Source organism: Acinetobacter portensis (assembly GCF_010646905.1).
Lineage (GTDB): Bacteria > Pseudomonadota > Gammaproteobacteria > Pseudomonadales > Moraxellaceae > Acinetobacter > Acinetobacter portensis.
Genome location: NZ_JAAARQ010000001.1, coordinates 1 through 21848, shown reverse-complemented (window position 1 = coordinate 21848; position 21848 = coordinate 1). Strand labels below are relative to the sequence as shown.

At 59.5% G+C, this 21848-nt stretch carries 9 protein-coding genes; all 9 read right to left on the bottom strand.

Translation table 11 applies throughout. The features are described 5' to 3' along the window. Window positions 1-102 precede the first annotated feature (102 nt). The 9 genes from GTK57_RS00045 to GTK57_RS00010 all read right to left on the bottom strand — a co-directional run bounded on the left by GTK57_RS00045 (window position 103) and on the right by GTK57_RS00010 (window position 21697). A complete protein-coding gene (locus GTK57_RS00045; protein ID WP_163120761.1) occupies window positions 103-252 on the bottom strand; it encodes a hypothetical protein in 150 nt (49 codons plus the stop codon). Continuing rightward, window positions 215-415, bottom strand: coding sequence for a hypothetical protein (locus tag GTK57_RS00040; protein ID WP_163120760.1), 201 nt, complete (start codon window positions 413-415; stop codon window positions 215-217). Before GTK57_RS00040 ends, GTK57_RS00045 begins: the two co-directional genes overlap by 38 nt. A 64-nt stretch (window positions 416-479) precedes the next feature. Continuing rightward, complete coding sequence (locus GTK57_RS00035; RefSeq protein WP_267313478.1) at window positions 480-1094, bottom strand: Ig-like domain-containing protein; 615 nt, start codon at window positions 1092-1094, stop codon at window positions 480-482. Further along, complete coding sequence (locus GTK57_RS14590) at window positions 1009-1332, bottom strand: hypothetical protein (RefSeq protein WP_228720263.1); 324 nt, start codon at window positions 1330-1332, stop codon at window positions 1009-1011. Before GTK57_RS14590 ends, GTK57_RS00035 begins: the two co-directional genes overlap by 86 nt. After that, entirely contained in the window at window positions 1323-2249 is a 927-nt protein-coding gene (locus GTK57_RS00030; RefSeq protein ID WP_163120758.1) for an Ig-like domain-containing protein, read from the bottom strand. The genes GTK57_RS14590 and GTK57_RS00030 overlap by 10 nt, the downstream gene beginning before the upstream one ends. After that, window positions 2240-2680, bottom strand: a complete 441-nt coding sequence (locus GTK57_RS00025; protein ID WP_163120757.1) for an Ig-like domain-containing protein — start codon at window positions 2678-2680, stop codon at window positions 2240-2242. Before GTK57_RS00025 ends, GTK57_RS00030 begins: the two co-directional genes overlap by 10 nt. After that, window positions 2659-21039 (bottom strand): Ig-like domain-containing protein, encoded by an 18381-nt coding sequence (locus GTK57_RS00020; RefSeq protein WP_163120756.1) that lies wholly within the window; start codon window positions 21037-21039, stop codon window positions 2659-2661. The genes GTK57_RS00025 and GTK57_RS00020 overlap by 22 nt, the downstream gene beginning before the upstream one ends. A 23-nt stretch (window positions 21040-21062) precedes the next feature. Further along, window positions 21063-21344: a hypothetical protein gene (locus tag GTK57_RS00015; RefSeq protein WP_163120755.1), complete on the bottom strand. Its 282-nt coding sequence runs from the start codon at window positions 21342-21344 to the stop codon at window positions 21063-21065. A gap of 23 nt (window positions 21345-21367) precedes the next feature. After that, window positions 21368-21697: a hypothetical protein gene (locus GTK57_RS00010; protein ID WP_163120754.1), complete on the bottom strand. Its 330-nt coding sequence runs from the start codon at window positions 21695-21697 to the stop codon at window positions 21368-21370. Window positions 21698-21848: the final 151 nt, after the last annotated feature.

Genomic DNA, 21848 nt, shown 5'->3' with positions numbered 1-21848 from the left:
CCAGAGGACCTGTGATCGCAATCGTCGGTGCGGCGATGTCCACGCTGATCGGGTTGCTTGCCTGCGTTGCAGGGTTGCCAGCCTTATCGCTCACGTCAGCAGTCACAGACACAGAACCTGTTGTAGGCAGTCGCCCACAGCTTCCGCCGGTACCGTCACGCTCCAGGCGTTGTCCGTCACCGTCGCGGTGTAGGTCTTGACGCCCACGGTCACCTCACCTGCTGGCGTTTTCCACGCCTGTGGTCGTACCACTGATGGTTAATGGCTGTCCTTTTTCAGTCGCATTGATTACGTCGTCACCAGCCAGAGGACCTGTGATCGCAATCGTCGGTGCGGCGATGTCCACGCTGATCGGGTTGCTTGCCTGCGTTGCAGGGTTGCCAGCCTTATCGCTCACGTCAGCAGTCACAGACACAGAACCTGTTGTAGGCAGTTCGCCACAGCTTCCGCCGGTACCGTCACGCTCCAGGCGTTGTCCGTCACCGTCGCGGTGTAGGTCTTGACGCCACGGTCACCGTCACCTGCTGGCCGTTTTCCACGCCTGTGGTCGTACCACTGATGGTTAATGGCTGTCCTTTTTCAGTCGCATTGATTACGTCGTCACCAGCCAGAGGACCTGTGATCGCAATCGTCGGTGCGGCGATGTCCACGCTGATCGGGTTGCTTGCCTGCGTTGCAGGGTTGCCAGCCTTATCGCTCACGTCAGCAGTCACAGACACAGAACCTGTTGTAGGCAGTTCGCCCACAGCTTCCGCCGGTACCGTCACGCTCCAGGCGTTGTCCGTCACCGTCGCGGTGTAGGTCTTGACGCCCACGGTCACCGTCACCTGCTGGCCGTTTTCCACGCCTGTGGTCGTACCACTGATGGTTAATGGCTGTCCTTTTTCAGTCGCATTGATTACGTCGTCACCAGCCAGAGGACCTGTGATCGCAATCGTCGGTGCGGCGATGTCCACGCTGATCGGGTTGCTTGCCTGCGTTGCAGGGTTGCCAGCCTTATCGCTCACGTCAGCAGTCACAGACACAGAACCTGTTGTAGGCAGTTCGCCCACAGCTTCCGCCGGTACCGTCACGCTCCAGGCGTTGTCCGTCACCGTCGCGGTGTAGGTCTTGACGCCCACGGTCACCGTCACCTGCTGGCCGTTTTCCCACGCCTGTGGTCGTACCACTGATGGTTAATGGCTGTCCTTTTTCAGTCGCATTGATTACGTCGTCACCAGCCAGAGGACCTGTGATCGCAATCGTCGGTGCGGCGATGTCCACGCTGATCGGGTTGCTTGCCTGCGTTGCAGGGTTGCCAGCCTTATCGCTCACGTCAGCAGTCACAGACACAGAACTGTTGTAGGCAGTTCGCCCACAGCTTCCGCCGGTACCGTCACGCTCCAGGCGTTGTCCGTCACCGTCGCGGTGTAGGTCTTGACGCCCACGGTCACCGTCACCTGCTGGCCGTTTTCCACGCCTGTGGTCGTACCACTGATGGTTAATGGCTGTCCTTTTTCAGTCGCATTGATTACGTCGTCACCAGCCAGAGGACCTGTGATCGCAATCGTCGGTGCGGCGATGTCCACGCTGATCGGGTTGCTTGCCTGCGTTGCAGGGTTGCCAGCCTTATCGCTCACGTCAGCAGTCACAGACACAGAACCTGTTGTAGGCAGTTCGCCCACAGCTTCCGCCGGTACCGTCACGCTCCAGGCGTTGTCCGTCACCGTCGCGGTGTAGGTCTTGACGCCCACGGTCACCGTCACCTGCTGGCCGTTTTCCACGCCTGTGGTCGTACCACTGATGGTTAATGGCTGTCCTTTTTCAGTCGCATTGATTACGTCGTCACCAGCCAGAGGACCTGTGATCGCAATCGTCGGTGCGGCGATGTCCACGCTGATCGGGTTGCTTGCCTGCGTTGCAGGGTTGCCAGCCTTATCGCTCACGTCAGCAGTCACAGACACAGAACCTGTTGTAGGCAGTTCGCCCACAGCTTCCGCCGGTACCGTCACGCTCCAGGCGTTGTCCGTCACCGTCGCGGTGTAGGTCTTGACGCCCACGGTCACCGTCACCTGCTGGCCGTTTTCCACGCCTGTGGTCGTACCACTGATGGTTAATGGCTGTCCTTTTTCAGTCGCATTGATTACGTCGTCACCAGCCAGAGGACCTGTGATCGCAATCGTCGGTGCGGCGATGTCCACGCTGATCGGGTTGCTTGCCTGCGTTGCAGGGTTGCCAGCCTTATCGCTCACGTCAGCAGTCACAGACACAGAACTGTTGTAGGCAGTTCGCCCACAGCTTCCGCCGGTACCGTCACGCTCCAGGCGTTGTCCGTCACCGTCGCGGTGTAGGTCTTGACGCCCACGGTCACCGTCACCTGCTGGCCGTTTTCCACGCCTGTGGTCGTACCACTGATGGTTAATGGCTGTCCTTTTTCAGTCGCATTGATTACGTCGTCACCAGCCAGAGGACCTGTGATCGCAATCGTCGGTGCGGCGATGTCCACGCTGATCGGGTTGCTTGCCTGCGTTGCAGGGTTGCCAGCCTTATCGCTCACGTCAGCAGTCACAGACACAGAACCTGTTGTAGGCAGTTCGCCCACAGCTTCCGCCGGTACCGTCACGCTCCAGGCGTTGTCCGTCACCGTCGCGGTGTAGGTCTTGACGCCCACGGTCACCGTCACCTGCTGGCCGTTTTCCACGCCTGTGGTCGTACACTGATGGTTAATGGCTGTCCTTTTTCAGTCGCATTGATTACGTCGTCACCAGCCAGAGGACCTGTGATCGCAATCGTCGGTGCGGCGATGTCCACGCTGATCGGGTTGCTTGCCTGCGTTGCAGGGTTGCCAGCCTTATCGCTCACGTCAGCAGTCACAGACACAGAACCTGTTGTAGGCAGTTCGCCCACAGCTTCCGCCGGTACCGTCACGCTCCAGGCGTTGTCCGTCACCGTCGCGGTGTAGGTCTTGACGCCCACGGTCACCGTCACCTGCTGGCCGTTTTCCACGCCTGTGGTCGTACCACTGATGGTTAATGGCTGTCCTTTTTCAGTCGCATTGATTACGTCGTCACCAGCCAGAGGACCTGTGATCGCAATCGTCGGTGCGGCGATGTCCACGCTGATCGGGTTGCTTGCCTGCGTTGCAGGGTTGCCAGCCTTATCGCTCACGTCAGCAGTCACAGACACAGAACCTGTTGTAGGCAGTTCGCCCACAGCTTCCGCCGGTACCGTCACGCTCCAGGCGTTGTCCGTCACCGTCGCGGTGTAGGTCTTGACGCCCACGGTCACCGTCACCTGCTGGCCGTTTTCCACGCCTGTGGTCGTACCACTGATGGTTAATGGCTGTCCTTTTTCAGTCGCATTGATTACGTCGTCACCAGCCAGAGGACCTGTGATCGCAATCGTCGGTGCGGCGATGTCCACGCTGATCGGGTTGCTTGCCTGCGTTGCAGGGTTGCCAGCCTTATCGCTCACGTCAGCAGTCACAGACACAGAACCTGTTGTAGGCAGTTCGCCCACAGCTTCCGCCGGTACCGTCACGCTCCAGGCGTTGTCCGTCACCGTCGCGGTGTAGGTCTTGACGCCCACGGTCACCGTCACCTGCTGGCCGTTTTCCACGCCTGTGGTCGTACCACTGATGGTTAATGGCTGTCCTTTTTCAGTCGCATTGATTACGTCGTCACCAGCCAGAGGACCTGTGATCGCAATCGTCGGTGCGGCGATGTCCACGCTGATCGGGTTGCTTGCCTGCGTTGCAGGGTTGCCAGCCTTATCGCTCACGTCAGCAGTCACAGACACAGAACCTGTTGTAGGCAGTTCGCCCACAGCTTCCGCCGGTACCGTCACGCTCCAGGCGTTGTCCGTCACCGTCGCGGTGTAGGTCTTGACGCCCACGGTCACCGTCACCTGCTGGCCGTTTTCCACGCCTGTGGTCGTACCACTGATGGTTAATGGCTGTCCTTTTTCAGTCGCATTGATTACGTCGTCACCAGCCAGAGGACCTGTGATCGCAATCGTCGGTGCGGCGATGTCCACGCTGATCGGGTTGCTTGCCTGCGTTGCAGGGTTGCCAGCCTTATCGCTCACGTCAGCAGTCACAGACACAGAACCTGTTGTAGGCAGTTCGCCCACAGCTTCCGCCGGTACCGTCACGCTCCAGGCGTTGTCCGTCACCGTCGCGGTGTAGGTCTTGACGCCCACGGTCACCGTCACCTGCTGGCCGTTTTCCACGCCTGTGGTCGTACCACTGATGGTTAATGGCTGTCCTTTTTCAGTCGCATTGATTACGTCGTCACCAGCCAGAGGACCTGTGATCGCAATCGTCGGTGCGGCGATGTCCACGCTGATCGGGTTGCTTGCCTGCGTTGCAGGGTTGCCAGCCTTATCGCTCACGTCAGCAGTCACAGACACAGAACCTGTTGTAGGCAGTTCGCCCACAGCTTCCGCCGGTACCGTCACGCTCCAGGCGTTGTCCGTCACCGTCGCGGTGTAGGTCTTGACGCCCACGGTCACCGTCACCTGCTGGCCGTTTTCCACGCCTGTGGTCGTACCACTGATGGTTAATGGCTGTCCTTTTTCAGTCGCATTGATTACGTCGTCACCAGCCAGAGGACCTGTGATCGCAATCGTCGGTGCGGCGATGTCCACGCTGATCGGGTTGCTTGCCTGCGTTGCAGGGTTGCCAGCCTTATCGCTCACGTCAGCAGTCACAGACACAGAACCTGTTGTAGGCAGTTCGCCCACAGCTTCCGCCGGTACCGTCACGCTCCAGGCGTTGTCCGTCACCGTCGCGGTGTAGGTCTTGACGCCCACGGTCACCGTCACCTGCTGGCCGTTTTCCACGCCTGTGGTCGTACCACTGATGGTTAATGGCTGTCCTTTTTCAGTCGCATTGATTACGTCGTCACCAGCCAGAGGACCTGTGATCGCAATCGTCGGTGCGGCGATGTCCACGCTGATCGGGTTGCTTGCCTGCGTTGCAGGGTTGCCAGCCTTATCGCTCACGTCAGCAGTCACAGACACAGAACCTGTTGTAGGCAGTTCGCCCACAGCTTCCGCCGGTACCGTCACGCTCCAGGCGTTGTCCGTCACCGTCGCGGTGTAGGTCTTGACGCCCACGGTCACCGTCACCTGCTGGCCGTTTTCCACGCCTGTGGTCGTACCACTGATGGTTAATGGCTGTCCTTTTTCAGTCGCATTGATTACGTCGTCACCAGCCAGAGGACCTGTGATCGCAATCGTCGGTGCGGCGATGTCCACGCTGATCGGGTTGCTTGCCTGCGTTGCAGGGTTGCCAGCCTTATCGCTCACGTCAGCAGTCACAGACACAGAACCTGTTGTAGGCAGTTCGCCCACAGCTTCCGCCGGTACCGTCACGCTCCAGGCGTTGTCCGTCACCGTCGCGGTGTAGGTCTTGACGCCCACGGTCACCGTCACCTGCTGGCCGTTTTCCACGCCTGTGGTCGTACCACTGATGGTTAATGGCTGTCCTTTTTCAGTCGCATTGATTACGTCGTCACCAGCCAGAGGACCTGTGATCGCAATCGTCGGTGCGGCGATGTCCACGCTGATCGGGTTGCTTGCCTGCGTTGCAGGGTTGCCAGCCTTATCGCTCACGTCAGCAGTCACAGACACAGAACCTGTTGTAGGCAGTTCGCCCACAGCTTCCGCCGGTACCGTCACGCTCCAGGCGTTGTCCGTCACCGTCGCGGTGTAGGTCTTGACGCCCACGGTCACCGTCACCTGCTGGCCGTTTTCCACGCCTGTGGTCGTACCACTGATGGTTAATGGCTGTCCTTTTTCAGTCGCATTGATTACGTCGTCACCAGCCAGAGGACCTGTGATCGCAATCGTCGGTGCGGCGATGTCCACGCTGATCGGGTTGCTTGCCTGCGTTGCAGGGTTGCCAGCCTTATCGCTCACGTCAGCAGTCACAGACACAGAACCTGTTGTAGGCAGTTCGCCCACAGCTTCCGCCGGTACCGTCACGCTCCAGGCGTTGTCCGTCACCGTCGCGGTGTAGGTCTTGACGCCCACGGTCACCGTCACCTGCTGGCCGTTTTCCACGCCTGTGGTCGTACCACTGATGGTTAATGGCTGTCCTTTTTCAGTCGCATTGATTACGTCGTCACCAGCCAGAGGACCTGTGATCGCAATCGTCGGTGCGGCGATGTCCACGCTGATCGGGTTGCTTGCCTGCGTTGCAGGGTTGCCAGCCTTATCGCTCACGTCAGCAGTCACAGACACAGAACCTGTTGTAGGCAGTTCGCCCACAGCTTCCGCCGGTACCGTCACGCTCCAGGCGTTGTCCGTCACCGTCGCGGTGTAGGTCTTGACGCCCACGGTCACCGTCACCTGCTGGCCGTTTTCCACGCCTGTGGTCGTACCACTGATGGTTAATGGCTGTCCTTTTTCAGTCGCATTGATTACGTCGTCACCAGCCAGAGGACCTGTGATCGCAATCGTCGGTGCGGCGATGTCCACGCTGATCGGGTTGCTTGCCTGCGTTGCAGGGTTGCCAGCCTTATCGCTCACGTCAGCAGTCACAGACACAGAACCTGTTGTAGGCAGTTCGCCCACAGCTTCCGCCGGTACCGTCACGCTCCAGGCGTTGTCCGTCACCGTCGCGGTGTAGGTCTTGACGCCCACGGTCACCGTCACCTGCTGGCCGTTTTCCACGCCTGTGGTCGTACCACTGATGGTTAATGGCTGTCCTTTTTCAGTCGCATTGATTACGTCGTCACCAGCCAGAGGACCTGTGATCGCAATCGTCGGTGCGGCGATGTCCACGCTGATCGGGTTGCTTGCCTGCGTTGCAGGGTTGCCAGCCTTATCGCTCACGTCAGCAGTCACAGACACAGAACCTGTTGTAGGCAGTTCGCCCACAGCTTCCGCCGGTACCGTCACGCTCCAGGCGTTGTCCGTCACCGTCGCGGTGTAGGTCTTGACGCCCACGGTCACCGTCACCTGCTGGCCGTTTTCCACGCCTGTGGTCGTACCACTGATGGTTAATGGCTGTCCTTTTTCAGTCGCATTGATTACGTCGTCACCAGCCAGAGGACCTGTGATCGCAATCGTCGGTGCGGCGATGTCCACGCTGATCGGGTTGCTTGCCTGCGTTGCAGGGTTGCCAGCCTTATCGCTCACGTCAGCAGTCACAGACACAGAACCTGTTGTAGGCAGTTCGCCCACAGCTTCCGCCGGTACCGTCACGCTCCAGGCGTTGTCCGTCACCGTCGCGGTGTAGGTCTTGACGCCCACGGTCACCGTCACCTGCTGGCCGTTTTCCACGCCTGTGGTCGTACCACTGATGGTTAATGGCTGTCCTTTTTCAGTCGCATTGATTACGTCGTCACCAGCCAGAGGACCTGTGATCGCAATCGTCGGTGCGGCGATGTCCACGCTGATCGGGTTGCTTGCCTGCGTTGCAGGGTTGCCAGCCTTATCGCTCACGTCAGCAGTCACAGACACAGAACCTGTTGTAGGCAGTTCGCCCACAGCTTCCGCCGGTACCGTCACGCTCCAGGCGTTGTCCGTCACCGTCGCGGTGTAGGTCTTGACGCCCACGGTCACCGTCACCTGCTGGCCGTTTTCCACGCCTGTGGTCGTACCACTGATGGTTAATGGCTGTCCTTTTTCAGTCGCATTGATTACGTCGTCACCAGCCAGAGGACCTGTGATCGCAATCGTCGGTGCGGCGATGTCCACGCTGATCGGGTTGCTTGCCTGCGTTGCAGGGTTGCCAGCCTTATCGCTCACGTCAGCAGTCACAGACACAGAACCTGTTGTAGGCAGTTCGCCCACAGCTTCCGCCGGTACCGTCACGCTCCAGGCGTTGTCCGTCACCGTCGCGGTGTAGGTCTTGACGCCCACGGTCACCGTCACCTGCTGGCCGTTTTCCACGCCTGTGGTCGTACCACTGATGGTTAATGGCTGTCCTTTTTCAGTCGCATTGATTACGTCGTCACCAGCCAGAGGACCTGTGATCGCAATCGTCGGTGCGGCGATGTCCACGCTGATCGGGTTGCTTGCCTGCGTTGCAGGGTTGCCAGCCTTATCGCTCACGTCAGCAGTCACAGACACAGAACCTGTTGTAGGCAGTTCGCCCACAGCTTCCGCCGGTACCGTCACGCTCCAGGCGTTGTCCGTCACCGTCGCGGTGTAGGTCTTGACGCCCACGGTCACCGTCACCTGCTGGCCGTTTTCCACGCCTGTGGTCGTACCACTGATGGTTAATGGCTGTCCTTTTTCAGTCGCATTGATTACGTCGTCACCAGCCAGAGGACCTGTGATCGCAATCGTCGGTGCGGCGATGTCCACGCTGATCGGGTTGCTTGCCTGCGTTGCAGGGTTGCCAGCCTTATCGCTCACGTCAGCAGTCACAGACACAGAACCTGTTGTAGGCAGTTCGCCCACAGCTTCCGCCGGTACCGTCACGCTCCAGGCGTTGTCCGTCACCGTCGCGGTGTAGGTCTTGACGCCCACGGTCACCGTCACCTGCTGGCCGTTTTCCACGCCTGTGGTCGTACCACTGATGGTTAATGGCTGTCCTTTTTCAGTCGCATTGATTACGTCGTCACCAGCCAGAGGACCTGTGATCGCAATCGTCGGTGCGGCGATGTCCACGCTGATCGGGTTGCTTGCCTGCGTTGCAGGGTTGCCAGCCTTATCGCTCACGTCAGCAGTCACAGACACAGAACCTGTTGTAGGCAGTTCGCCCACAGCTTCCGCCGGTACCGTCACGCTCCAGGCGTTGTCCGTCACCGTCGCGGTGTAGGTCTTGACGCCCACGGTCACCGTCACCTGCTGGCCGTTTTCCACGCCTGTGGTCGTACCACTGATGGTTAATGGCTGTCCTTTTTCAGTCGCATTGATTACGTCGTCACCAGCCAGAGGACCTGTGATCGCAATCGTCGGTGCGGCGATGTCCACGCTGATCGGGTTGCTTGCCTGCGTTGCAGGGTTGCCAGCCTTATCGCTCACGTCAGCAGTCACAGACACAGAACCTGTTGTAGGCAGTTCGCCCACAGCTTCCGCCGGTACCGTCACGCTCCAGGCGTTGTCCGTCACCGTCGCGGTGTAGGTCTTGACGCCCACGGTCACCGTCACCTGCTGGCCGTTTTCCACGCCTGTGGTCGTACCACTGATGGTTAATGGCTGTCCTTTTTCAGTCGCATTGATTACGTCGTCACCAGCCAGAGGACCTGTGATCGCAATCGTCGGTGCGGCGATGTCCACGCTGATCGGGTTGCTTGCCTGCGTTGCAGGGTTGCCAGCCTTATCGCTCACGTCAGCAGTCACAGACACAGAACCTGTTGTAGGCAGTTCGCCCACAGCTTCCGCCGGTACCGTCACGCTCCAGGCGTTGTCCGTCACCGTCGCGGTGTAGGTCTTGACGCCCACGGTCACCGTCACCTGCTGGCCGTTTTCCACGCCTGTGGTCGTACCACTGATGGTTAATGGCTGTCCTTTTTCAGTCGCATTGATTACGTCGTCACCAGCCAGAGGACCTGTGATCGCAATCGTCGGTGCGGCGATGTCCACGCTGATCGGGTTGCTTGCCTGCGTTGCAGGGTTGCCAGCCTTATCGCTCACGTCAGCAGTCACAGACACAGAACCTGTTGTAGGCAGTTCGCCCACAGCTTCCGCCGGTACCGTCACGCTCCAGGCGTTGTCCGTCACCGTCGCGGTGTAGGTCTTGACGCCCACGGTCACCGTCACCTGCTGGCCGTTTTCCACGCCTGTGGTCGTACCACTGATGGTTAATGGCTGTCCTTTTTCAGTCGCATTGATTACGTCGTCACCAGCCAGAGGACCTGTGATCGCAATCGTCGGTGCGGCGATGTCCACGCTGATCGGGTTGCTTGCCTGCGTTGCAGGGTTGCCAGCCTTATCGCTCACGTCAGCAGTCACAGACACAGAACCTGTTGTAGGCAGTTCGCCCACAGCTTCCGCCGGTACCGTCACGCTCCAGGCGTTGTCCGTCACCGTCGCGGTGTAGGTCTTGACGCCCACGGTCACCGTCACCTGCTGGCCGTTTTCCACGCCTGTGGTCGTACCACTGATGGTTAATGGCTGTCCTTTTTCAGTCGCATTGATTACGTCGTCACCAGCCAGAGGACCTGTGATCGCAATCGTCGGTGCGGCGATGTCCACGCTGATCGGGTTGCTTGCCTGCGTTGCAGGGTTGCCAGCCTTATCGCTCACGTCAGCAGTCACAGACACAGAACCTGTTGTAGGCAGTTCGCCCACAGCTTCCGCCGGTACCGTCACGCTCCAGGCGTTGTCCGTCACCGTCGCGGTGTAGGTCTTGACGCCCACGGTCACCGTCACCTGCTGGCCGTTTTCCACGCCTGTGGTCGTACCACTGATGGTTAATGGCTGTCCTTTTTCAGTCGCATTGATTACGTCGTCACCAGCCAGAGGACCTGTGATCGCAATCGTCGGTGCGGCGATGTCCACGCTGATCGGGTTGCTTGCCTGCGTTGCAGGGTTGCCAGCCTTATCGCTCACGTCAGCAGTCACAGACACAGAACCTGTTGTAGGCAGTTCGCCCACAGCTTCCGCCGGTACCGTCACGCTCCAGGCGTTGTCCGTCACCGTCGCGGTGTAGGTCTTGACGCCCACGGTCACCGTCACCTGCTGGCCGTTTTCCACGCCTGTGGTCGTACCACTGATGGTTAATGGCTGTCCTTTTTCAGTCGCATTGATTACGTCGTCACCAGCCAGAGGACCTGTGATCGCAATCGTCGGTGCGGCGATGTCCACGCTGATCGGGTTGCTTGCCTGCGTTGCAGGGTTGCCAGCCTTATCGCTCACGTCAGCAGTCACAGACACAGAACCTGTTGTAGGCAGTTCGCCCACAGCTTCCGCCGGTACCGTCACGCTCCAGGCGTTGTCCGTCACCGTCGCGGTGTAGGTCTTGACGCCCACGGTCACCGTCACCTGCTGGCCGTTTTCCACGCCTGTGGTCGTACCACTGATGGTTAATGGCTGTCCTTTTTCAGTCGCATTGATTACGTCGTCACCAGCCAGAGGACCTGTGATCGCAATCGTCGGTGCGGCGATGTCCACGCTGATCGGGTTGCTTGCCTGCGTTGCAGGGTTGCCAGCCTTATCGCTCACGTCAGCAGTCACAGACACAGAACCTGTTGTAGGCAGTTCGCCCACAGCTTCCGCCGGTACCGTCACGCTCCAGGCGTTGTCCGTCACCGTCGCGGTGTAGGTCTTGACGCCCACGGTCACCGTCACCTGCTGGCCGTTTTCCACGCCTGTGGTCGTACCACTGATGGTTAATGGCTGTCCTTTTTCAGTCGCATTGATTACGTCGTCACCAGCCAGAGGACCTGTGATCGCAATCGTCGGTGCGGCGATGTCCACGCTGATCGGGTTGCTTGCCTGCGTTGCAGGGTTGCCAGCCTTATCGCTCACGTCAGCAGTCACAGACACAGAACCTGTTGTAGGCAGTTCGCCCACAGCTTCCGCCGGTACCGTCACGCTCCAGGCGTTGTCCGTCACCGTCGCGGTGTAGGTCTTGACGCCCACGGTCACCGTCACCTGCTGGCCGTTTTCCACGCCTGTGGTCGTACCACTGATGGTTAATGGCTGTCCTTTTTCAGTCGCATTGATTACGTCGTCACCAGCCAGAGGACCTGTGATCGCAATCGTCGGTGCGGCGATGTCCACGCTGATCGGGTTGCTTGCCTGCGTTGCAGGGTTGCCAGCCTTATCGCTCACGTCAGCAGTCACAGACACAGAACCTGTTGTAGGCAGTTCGCCCACAGCTTCCGCCGGTACCGTCACGCTCCAGGCGTTGTCCGTCACCGTCGCGGTGTAGGTCTTGACGCCCACGGTCACCGTCACCTGCTGGCCGTTTTCCACGCCTGTGGTCGTACCACTGATGGTTAATGGCTGTCCTTTTTCAGTCGCATTGATTACGTCGTCACCAGCCAGAGGACCTGTGATCGCAATCGTCGGTGCGGCGATGTCCACGCTGATCGGGTTGCTTGCCTGCGTTGCAGGGTTGCCAGCCTTATCGCTCACGTCAGCAGTCACAGACACAGAACCTGTTGTAGGCAGTTCGCCCACAGCTTCCGCCGGTACCGTCACGCTCCAGGCGTTGTCCGTCACCGTCGCGGTGTAGGTCTTGACGCCCACGGTCACCGTCACCTGCTGGCCGTTTTCCACGCCTGTGGTCGTACCACTGATGGTTAATGGCTGTCCTTTTTCAGTCGCATTGATTACGTCGTCACCAGCCAGAGGACCTGTGATCGCAATCGTCGGTGCGGCGATGTCCACGCTGATCGGGTTGCTTGCCTGCGTTGCAGGGTTGCCAGCCTTATCGCTCACGTCAGCAGTCACAGACACAGAACCTGTTGTAGGCAGTTCGCCCACAGCTTCCGCCGGTACCGTCACGCTCCAGGCGTTGTCCGTCACCGTCGCGGTGTAGGTCTTGACGCCCACGGTCACCGTCACCTGCTGGCCGTTTTCCACGCCTGTGGTCGTACCACTGATGGTTAATGGCTGTCCTTTTTCAGTCGCATTGATTACGTCGTCACCAGCCAGAGGACCTGTGATCGCAATCGTCGGTGCGGCGATGTCCACGCTGATCGGGTTGCTTGCCTGCGTTGCAGGGTTGCCAGCCTTATCGCTCACGTCAGCAGTCACAGACACAGAACCTGTTGTAGGCAGTTCGCCCACAGCTTCCGCCGGTACCGTCACGCTCCAGGCGTTGTCCGTCACCGTCGCGGTGTAGGTCTTGACGCCCACGGTCACCGTCACCTGCTGGCCGTTTTCCACGCCTGTGGTCGTACCACTGATGGTTAATGGCTGTCCTTTTTCAGTCGCATTGATTACGTCGTCACCAGCCAGAGGACCTGTGATCGCAATCGTCGGTGCGGCGATGTCCACGCTGATCGGGTTGCTTGCCTGCGTTGCAGGGTTGCCAGCCTTATCGCTCACGTCAGCAGTCACAGACACAGAACCTGTTGTAGGCAGTTCGCCCACAGCTTCCGCCGGTACCGTCACGCTCCAGGCGTTGTCCGTCACCGTCGCGGTGTAGGTCTTGACGCCCACGGTCACCGTCACCTGCTGGCCGTTTTCCACGCCTGTGGTCGTACCACTGATGGTTAATGGCTGTCCTTTTTCAGTCGCATTGATTACGTCGTCACCAGCCAGAGGACCTGTGATCGCAATCGTCGGTGCGGCGATGTCCACGCTGATCGGGTTGCTTGCCTGCGTTGCAGGGTTGCCAGCCTTATCGCTCACGTCAGCAGTCACAGACACAGAACCTGTTGTAGGCAGTTCGCCCACAGCTTCCGCCGGTACCGTCACGCTCCAGGCGTTGTCCGTCACCGTCGCGGTGTAGGTCTTGACGCCCACGGTCACCGTCACCTGCTGGCCGTTTTCCACGCCTGTGGTCGTACCACTGATGGTTAATGGCTGTCCTTTTTCAGTCGCATTGATTACGTCGTCACCAGCCAGAGGACCTGTGATCGCAATCGTCGGTGCGGCGATGTCCACGCTGATCGGGTTGCTTGCCTGCGTTGCAGGGTTGCCAGCCTTATCGCTCACGTCAGCAGTCACAGACACAGAACCTGTTGTAGGCAGTTCGCCCACAGCTTCCGCCGGTACCGTCACGCTCCAGGCGTTGTCCGTCACCGTCGCGGTGTAGGTCTTGACGCCCACGGTCACCGTCACCTGCTGGCCGTTTTCCACGCCTGTGGTCGTACCACTGATGGTTAATGGCTGTCCTTTTTCAGTCGCATTGATTACGTCGTCACCAGCCAGAGGACCTGTGATCGCAATCGTCGGTGCGGCGATGTCCACGCTGATCGGGTTGCTTGCCTGCGTTGCAGGGTTGCCAGCCTTATCGCTCACGTCAGCAGTCACAGACACAGAACCTGTTGTAGGCAGTTCGCCCACAGCTTCCGCCGGTACCGTCACGCTCCAGGCGTTGTCCGTCACCGTCGCGGTGTAGGTCTTGACGCCCACGGTCACCGTCACCTGCTGGCCGTTTTCCACGCCTGTGGTCGTACCACTGATGGTTAATGGCTGTCCTTTTTCAGTCGCATTGATTACGTCGTCACCAGCCAGAGGACCTGTGATCGCAATCGTCGGTGCGGCGATGTCCACGCTGATCGGGTTGCTTGCCTGCGTTGCAGGGTTGCCAGCCTTATCGCTCACGTCAGCAGTCACAGACACAGAACCTGTTGTAGGCAGTTCGCCCACAGCTTCCGCCGGTACCGTCACGCTCCAGGCGTTGTCCGTCACCGTCGCGGTGTAGGTCTTGACGCCCACGGTCACCGTCACCTGCTGGCCGTTTTCCACGCCTGTGGTCGTACCACTGATGGTTAATGGCTGTCCTTTTTCAGTCGCATTGATTACGTCGTCACCAGCCAGAGGACCTGTGATCGCAATCGTCGGTGCGGCGATGTCCACGCTGATCGGGTTGCTTGCCTGCGTTGCAGGGTTGCCAGCCTTATCGCTCACGTCAGCAGTCACAGACACAGAACCTGTTGTAGGCAGTTCGCCCACAGCTTCCGCCGGTACCGTCACGCTCCAGGCGTTGTCCGTCACCGTCGCGGTGTAGGTCTTGACGCCCACGGTCACCGTCACCTGCTGGCCGTTTTCCACGCCTGTGGTCGTACCACTGATGGTTAATGGCTGTCCTTTTTCAGTCGCATTGATTACGTCGTCACCAGCCAGAGGACCTGTGATCGCAATCGTCGGTGCGGCGATGTCCACGCTGATCGGGTTGCTTGCCTGCGTTGCAGGGTTGCCAGCCTTATCGCTCACGTCAGCAGTCACAGACACAGAACCTGTTGTAGGCAGTTCGCCCACAGCTTCCGCCGGTACCGTCACGCTCCAGGCGTTGTCCGTCACCGTCGCGGTGTAGGTCTTGACGCCCACGGTCACCGTCACCTGCTGGCCGTTTTCCACGCCTGTGGTCGTACCACTGATGGTTAATGGCTGTCCTTTTTCAGTCGCATTGATTACGTCGTCACCAGCCAGAGGACCTGTGATCGCAATCGTCGGTGCGGCGATGTCCACGCTGATCGGGTTGCTTGCCTGCGTTGCAGGGTTGCCAGCCTTATCGCTCACGTCAGCAGTCACAGACACAGAACCTGTTGTAGGCAGTTCGCCCACAGCTTCCGCCGGTACCGTCACGCTCCAGGCGTTGTCCGTCACCGTCGCGGTGTAGGTCTTGACGCCCACGGTCACCGTCACCTGCTGGCCGTTTTCCACGCCTGTGGTCGTACCACTGATGGTTAATGGCTGTCCTTTTTCAGTCGCATTGATTACGTCGTCACCAGCCAGAGGACCTGTGATCGCAATCGTCGGTGCGGCGATGTCCACGCTGATCGGGTTGCTTGCCTGCGTTGCAGGGTTGCCAGCCTTATCGCTCACGTCAGCAGTCACAGACACAGAACCTGTTGTAGGCAGTTCGCCCACAGCTTCCGCCGGTACCGTCACGCTCCAGGCGTTGTCCGTCACCGTCGCGGTGTAGGTCTTGACGCCCACGGTCACCGTCACCTGCTGGCCGTTTTCCACGCCTGTGGTCGTACCACTGATGGTTAATGGCTGTCCTTTTTCAGTCGCATTGATTACGTCGTCACCAGCCAGAGGACCTGTGATCGCAATCGTCGGTGCGGCGATGTCCACGCTGATCGGGTTGCTTGCCTGCGTTGCAGGGTTGCCAGCCTTATCGCTCACGTCAGCAGTCACAGACACAGAACCTGTTGTAGGCAGTTCGCCCACAGCTTCCGCCGGTACCGTCACGCTCCAGGCGTTGTCCGTCACCGTCGCGGTGTAGGTCTTGACGCCCACGGTCACCGTCACCTGCTGGCCGTTTTCCACGCCTGTGGTCGTACCACTGATGGTTAATGGCTGTCCTTTTTCAGTCGCATTGATTACGTCGTCACCAGCCAGAGGACCTGTGATCGCAATCGTCGGTGCGGCGATGTCCACGCTGATCGGGTTGCTTGCCTGCGTTGCAGGGTTGCCAGCCTTATCGCTCACGTCAGCAGTCACAGACACAGAACCTGTTGTAGGCAGTTCGCCCACAGCTTCCGCCGGTACCGTCACGCTCCAGGCGTTGTCCGTCACCGTCGCGGTGTAGGTCTTGACGCCCACGGTCACCGTCACCTGCTGGCCGTTTTCCACGCCTGTGGTCGTACCACTGATGGTTAATGGCTGTCCTTTTTCAGTCGCATTGATTACGTCGTCACCAGCCAGAGGACCTGTGATCGCAATCGTCGGTGCGGCGATGTCCACGCTGATCGGGTTGCTTGCCTGCGTTGCAGGGTTGCCAGCCTTATCGCTCACGTCAGCAGTCACAGACACAGAACCTGTTGTAGGCAGTTCGCCCACAGCTTCCGCCGGTACCGTCACGCTCCAGGCGTTGTCCGTCACCGTCGCGGTGTAGGTCTTGACGCCCACGGTCACCGTCACCTGCTGGCCGTTTTCCACGCCTGTGGTCGTACCACTGATGGTTAATGGCTGTCCTTTTTCAGTCGCATTGATTACGTCGTCACCAGCCAGAGGACCTGTGATCGCAATCGTCGGTGCGGCGATGTCCACGCTGATCGGGTTGCTTGCCTGCGTTGCAGGGTTGCCAGCCTTATCGCTCACGTCAGCAGTCACAGACACAGAACCTGTTGTAGGCAGTTCGCCCACAGCTTCCGCCGGTACCGTCACGCTCCAGGCGTTGTCCGTCACCGTCGCGGTGTAGGTCTTGACGCCCACGGTCACCGTCACCTGCTGGCCGTTTTCCACGCCTGTGGTCGTACCACTGATGGTTAATGGCTGTCCTTTTTCAGTCGCATTGATTACGTCGTCACCAGCCAGAGGACCTGTGATCGCAATCGTCGGTGCGGCGATGTCCACGCTGATCGGGTTGCTTGCCTGCGTTGCAGGGTTGCCAGCCTTATCGCTCACGTCAGCAGTCACAGACACAGAACCTGTTGTAGGCAGTTCGCCCACAGCTTCCGCCGGTACCGTCACGCTCCAGGCGTTGTCCGTCACCGTCGCGGTGTAGGTCTTGACGCCCACGGTCACCGTCACCTGCTGGCCGTTTTCCACGCCTGTGGTCGTACCACTGATGGTTAATGGCTGTCCTTTTTCAGTCGCATTGATTACGTCGTCACCAGCCAGAGGACCTGTGATCGCAATCGTCGGTGCGGCGATGTCCACGCTGATCGGGTTGCTTGCCTGCGTTGCAGGGTTGCCAGCCTTATCGCTCACGTCAGCAGTCACAGACACAGAACCTGTTGTAGGCAGTTCGCCCACAGCTTCCGCCGGTACCGTCACGCTCCAGGCGTTGTCCGTCACCGTCGCGGTGTAGGTCTTGACGCCCACGGTCACCGTCACCTGCTGGCCGTTTTCCACGCCTGTGGTCGTACCACTGATGGTTAATGGCTGTCCTTTTTCAGTCGCATTGATTACGTCGTCACCAGCCAGAGGACCTGTGATCGCAATCGTCGGTGCGGCGATGTCCACGCTGATCGGGTTGCTTGCCTGCGTTGCAGGGTTGCCAGCCTTATCGCTCACGTCAGCAGTCACAGACACAGAACCTGTTGTAGGCAGTTCGCCCACAGCTTCCGCCGGTACCGTCACGCTCCAGGCGTTGTCCGTCACCGTCGCGGTGTAGGTCTTGACGCCCACGGTCACCGTCACCTGCTGGCCGTTTTCCACGCCTGTGGTCGTACCACTGATGGTTAATGGCTGTCCTTTTTCAGTCGCATTGATTACGTCGTCACCAGCCAGAGGACCTGTGATCGCAATCGTCGGTGCGGCGATGTCCACGCTGATCGGGTTGCTTGCCTGCGTTGCAGGGTTGCCAGCCTTATCGCTCACGTCAGCAGTCACAGACACAGAACCTGTTGTAGGCAGTTCGCCCACAGCTTCCGCCGGTACCGTCACGCTCCAGGCGTTGTCCGTCACCGTCGCGGTGTAGGTCTTGACGCCCACGGTCACCGTCACCTGCTGGCCGTTTTCCACGCCTGTGGTCGTACCACTGATGGTTAATGGCTGTCCTTTTTCAGTCGCATTGATTACGTCGTCACCAGCCAGAGGACCTGTGATCGCAATCGTCGGTGCGGCGATGTCCACGCTGATCGGGTTGCTTGCCTGCGTTGCAGGGTTGCCAGCCTTATCGCTCACGTCAGCAGTCACAGACACAGAACCTGTTGTAGGCAGTTCGCCCACAGCTTCCGCCGGTACCGTCACGCTCCAGGCGTTGTCCGTCACCGTCGCGGTGTAGGTCTTGACGCCCACGGTCACCGTCACCTGCTGGCCGTTTTCCACGCCTGTGGTCGTACCACTGATGGTTAATGGCTGTCCTTTTTCAGTCGCATTGATTACGTCGTCACCAGCCAGAGGACCTGTGATCGCAATCGTCGGTGCGGCGATGTCCACGCTGATCGGGTTGCTTGCCTGCGTTGCAGGGTTGCCAGCCTTATCGCTCACGTCAGCAGTCACAGACACAGAACCTGTTGTAGGCAGTTCGCCCACAGCTTCCGCCGGTACCGTCACGCTCCAGGCGTTGTCCGTCACCGTCGCGGTGTAGGTCTTGACGCCCACGGTCACCGTCACCTGCTGGCCGTTTTCCACGCCTGTGGTCGTACCACTGATGGTTAATGGCTGTCCTTTTTCAGTCGCATTGATTACGTCGTCACCAGCCAGAGGACCTGTGATCGCAATCGTCGGTGCGGCGATGTCCACGCTGATCGGGTTGCTTGCCTGCGTTGCAGGGTTGCCAGCCTTATCGCTCACGTCAGCAGTCACAGACACAGAACCTGTTGTAGGCAGTTCGCCCACAGCTTCCGCCGGTACCGTCACGCTCCAGGCGTTGTCCGTCACCGTCGCGGTGTAGGTCTTGACGCCCACGGTCACCGTCACCTGCTGGCCGTTTTCCACGCCTGTGGTCGTACCACTGATGGTTAATGGCTGTCCTTTTTCAGTCGCATTGATTACGTCGTCACCAGCCAGAGGACCTGTGATCGCAATCGTCGGTGCGGCGATGTCCACGCTGATCGGGTTGCTTGCCTGCGTTGCAGGGTTGCCAGCCTTATCGCTCACGTCAGCAGTCACAGACACAGAACCTGTTGTAGGCAGTTCGCCCACAGCTTCCGCCGGTACCGTCACGCTCCAGGCGTTGTCCGTCACCGTCGCGGTGTAGGTCTTGACGCCCACGGTCACCGTCACCTGCTGGCCGTTTTCCACGCCTGTGGTCGTACCACTGATGGTTAATGGCTGTCCTTTTTCAGTCGCATTGATTACGTCGTCACCAGCCAGAGGACCTGTGATCGCAATCGTCGGTGCGGCGATGTCCACGCTGATCGGGTTGCTTGCCTGCGTTGCAGGGTTGCCAGCCTTATCGCTCACGTCAGCAGTCACAGACACAGAACCTGTTGTAGGCAGTTCGCCCACAGCTTCCGCCGGTACCGTCACGCTCCAGGCGTTGTCCGTCACCGTCGCGGTGTAGGTCTTGACGCCCACGGTCACCGTCACCTGCTGGCCGTTTTCCACGCCTGTGGTCGTACCACTGATGGTTAATGGCTGTCCTTTTTCAGTCGCATTGATTACGTCGTCACCAGCCAGAGGACCTGTGATCGCAATCGTCGGTGCGGCGATGTCCACGCTGATCGGGTTGCTTGCCTGCGTTGCAGGGTTGCCAGCCTTATCGCTCACGTCAGCAGTCACAGACACAGAACCTGTTGTAGGCAGTTCGCCCACAGCTTCCGCCGGTACCGTCACGCTCCAGGCGTTGTCCGTCACCGTCGCGGTGTAGGTCTTGACGCCCACGGTCACCGTCACCTGCTGGCCGTTTTCCACGCCTGTGGTCGTACCACTGATGGTTAATGGCTGTCCTTTTTCAGTCGCATTGATTACGTCGTCACCAGCCAGAGGACCTGTGATCGCAATCGTCGGTGCGGCGATGTCCACGCTGATCGGGTTGCTTGCCTGCGTTGCAGGGTTGCCAGCCTTATCGCTCACGTCAGCAGTCACAGACACAGAACCTGTTGTAGGCAGTTCGCCCACAGCTTCCGCCGGTACCGTCACGCTCCAGGCGTTGTCCGTCACCGTCGCGGTGTAGGTCTTGACGCCCACGGTCACCGTCACCTGCTGGCCGTTTTCCACGCCTGTGGTCGTACCACTGATGGTTAATGGCTGTCCTTTTTCAGTCGCATTGATTACGTCGTCACCAGCCAGAGGACCTGTGATCGCAATCGTCGGTGCGGCGATGTCCACGCTGATCGGGTTGCTTGCCTGCGTTGCAGGGTTGCCAGCCTTATCGCTCACGTCAGCAGTCACAGACACAGAACCTGTTGTAGGCAGTTCGCCCACAGCTTCCGCCGGTACCGTCACGCTCCAGGCGTTGTCCGTCACCGTCGCGGTGTAGGTCTTGACGCCCACGGTCACCGTCACCTGCTGGCCGTTTTCCACGCCTGTGGTCGTACCACTGATGGTTAATGGCTGTCCTTTTTCAGTCGCATTGATTACGTCGTCACCAGCCAGAGGACCTGTGATCGCAATCGTCGGTGCGGCGATGTCCACGCTGATCGGGTTGCTTGCCTGCGTTGCAGGGTTGCCAGCCTTATCGCTCACGTCAGCAGTCACAGACACAGAACCTGTTGTAGGCAGTTCGCCCACAGCTTCCGCCGGTACCGTCACGCTCCAGGCGTTGTCCGTCACCGTCGCGGTGTAGGTCTTGACGCCCACGGTCACCGTCACCTGCTGGCCGTTTTCCACGCCTGTGGTCGTACCACTGATGGTTAATGGCTGTCCTTTTTCAGTCGCATTGATTACGTCGTCACCAGCCAGAGGACCTGTGATCGCAATCGTCGGTGCGGCGATGTCCACGCTGATCGGGTTGCTTGCCTGCGTTGCAGGGTTGCCAGCCTTATCGCTCACGTCAGCAGTCACAGACACAGAACCTGTTGTAGGCAGTTCGCCCACAGCTTCCGCCGGTACCGTCACGCTCCAGGCGTTGTCCGTCACCGTCGCGGTGTAGGTCTTGACGCCCACGGTCACCGTCACCTGCTGGCCGTTTTCCACGCCTGTGGTCGTACCACTGATGGTTAATGGCTGTCCTTTTTCAGTCGCATTGATACGTCGTCACCAGCCAGAGGACCTGTGATCGCAATCGTCGGTGCGGCGATGTCCACGCTGATCGGGTTGCTTGCCTGCGTTGCAGGGTTGCCAGCCTTATCGCTCACGTCAGCAGTCACAGACACAGAACCTGTTGTAGGCAGTTCGCCCACAGCTTCCGCCGGTACCGTCACGCTCCAGGCGTTGTCCGTCACCGTCGCGGTGTAGGTCTTGACGCCCACGGTCACCGTCACCTGCTGGCCGTTTTCCACGCCTGTGGTCGTACCACTGATGGTTAATGGCTGTCCTTTTCAGTCGCATTGATTACGTCGTCACCAGCCAGAGGACCTGTGATCGCAATCGTCGGTGCGGCGATGTCCACGCTGATCGGGTTGCTTGCCTGCGTTGCAGGGTTGCCAGCCTTATCGCTCACGTCAGCAGTCACAGACACAGAACCTGTTGTAGGCAGTTCGCCCACAGCTTCCGCCGGTACCGTCACGCTCCAGGCGTTGTCCGTCACCGTCGCGGTGTAGGTCTTGACGCCCACGGTCACCGTCACCTGCTGGCCGTTTCCACGCCTGTGGTCGTACCACTGATGGTTAATGGCTGTCCTTTTCAGTCGCATTGATTACGTCGTCACCAGCCAGAGGACCTTGATCGCAATCGTCGGTGCGGCGATGTCCACGCTGATCGGGTTGCTTGCCTGCGTTGCAGGGTTGCCAGCCTTATCGCTCACGTCAGCAGTCACAGACACAGAACCTGTTGTAGGCAGTTCG

Excerpts from the sequence above, each read along its gene's own strand:
- GTK57_RS00010 (WP_163120754.1), bottom strand. The coding sequence starts at position 21,697 with ATGCGACTGAAAAGGACAGCCATTAACCATCAGTGGTACGACCACAGG.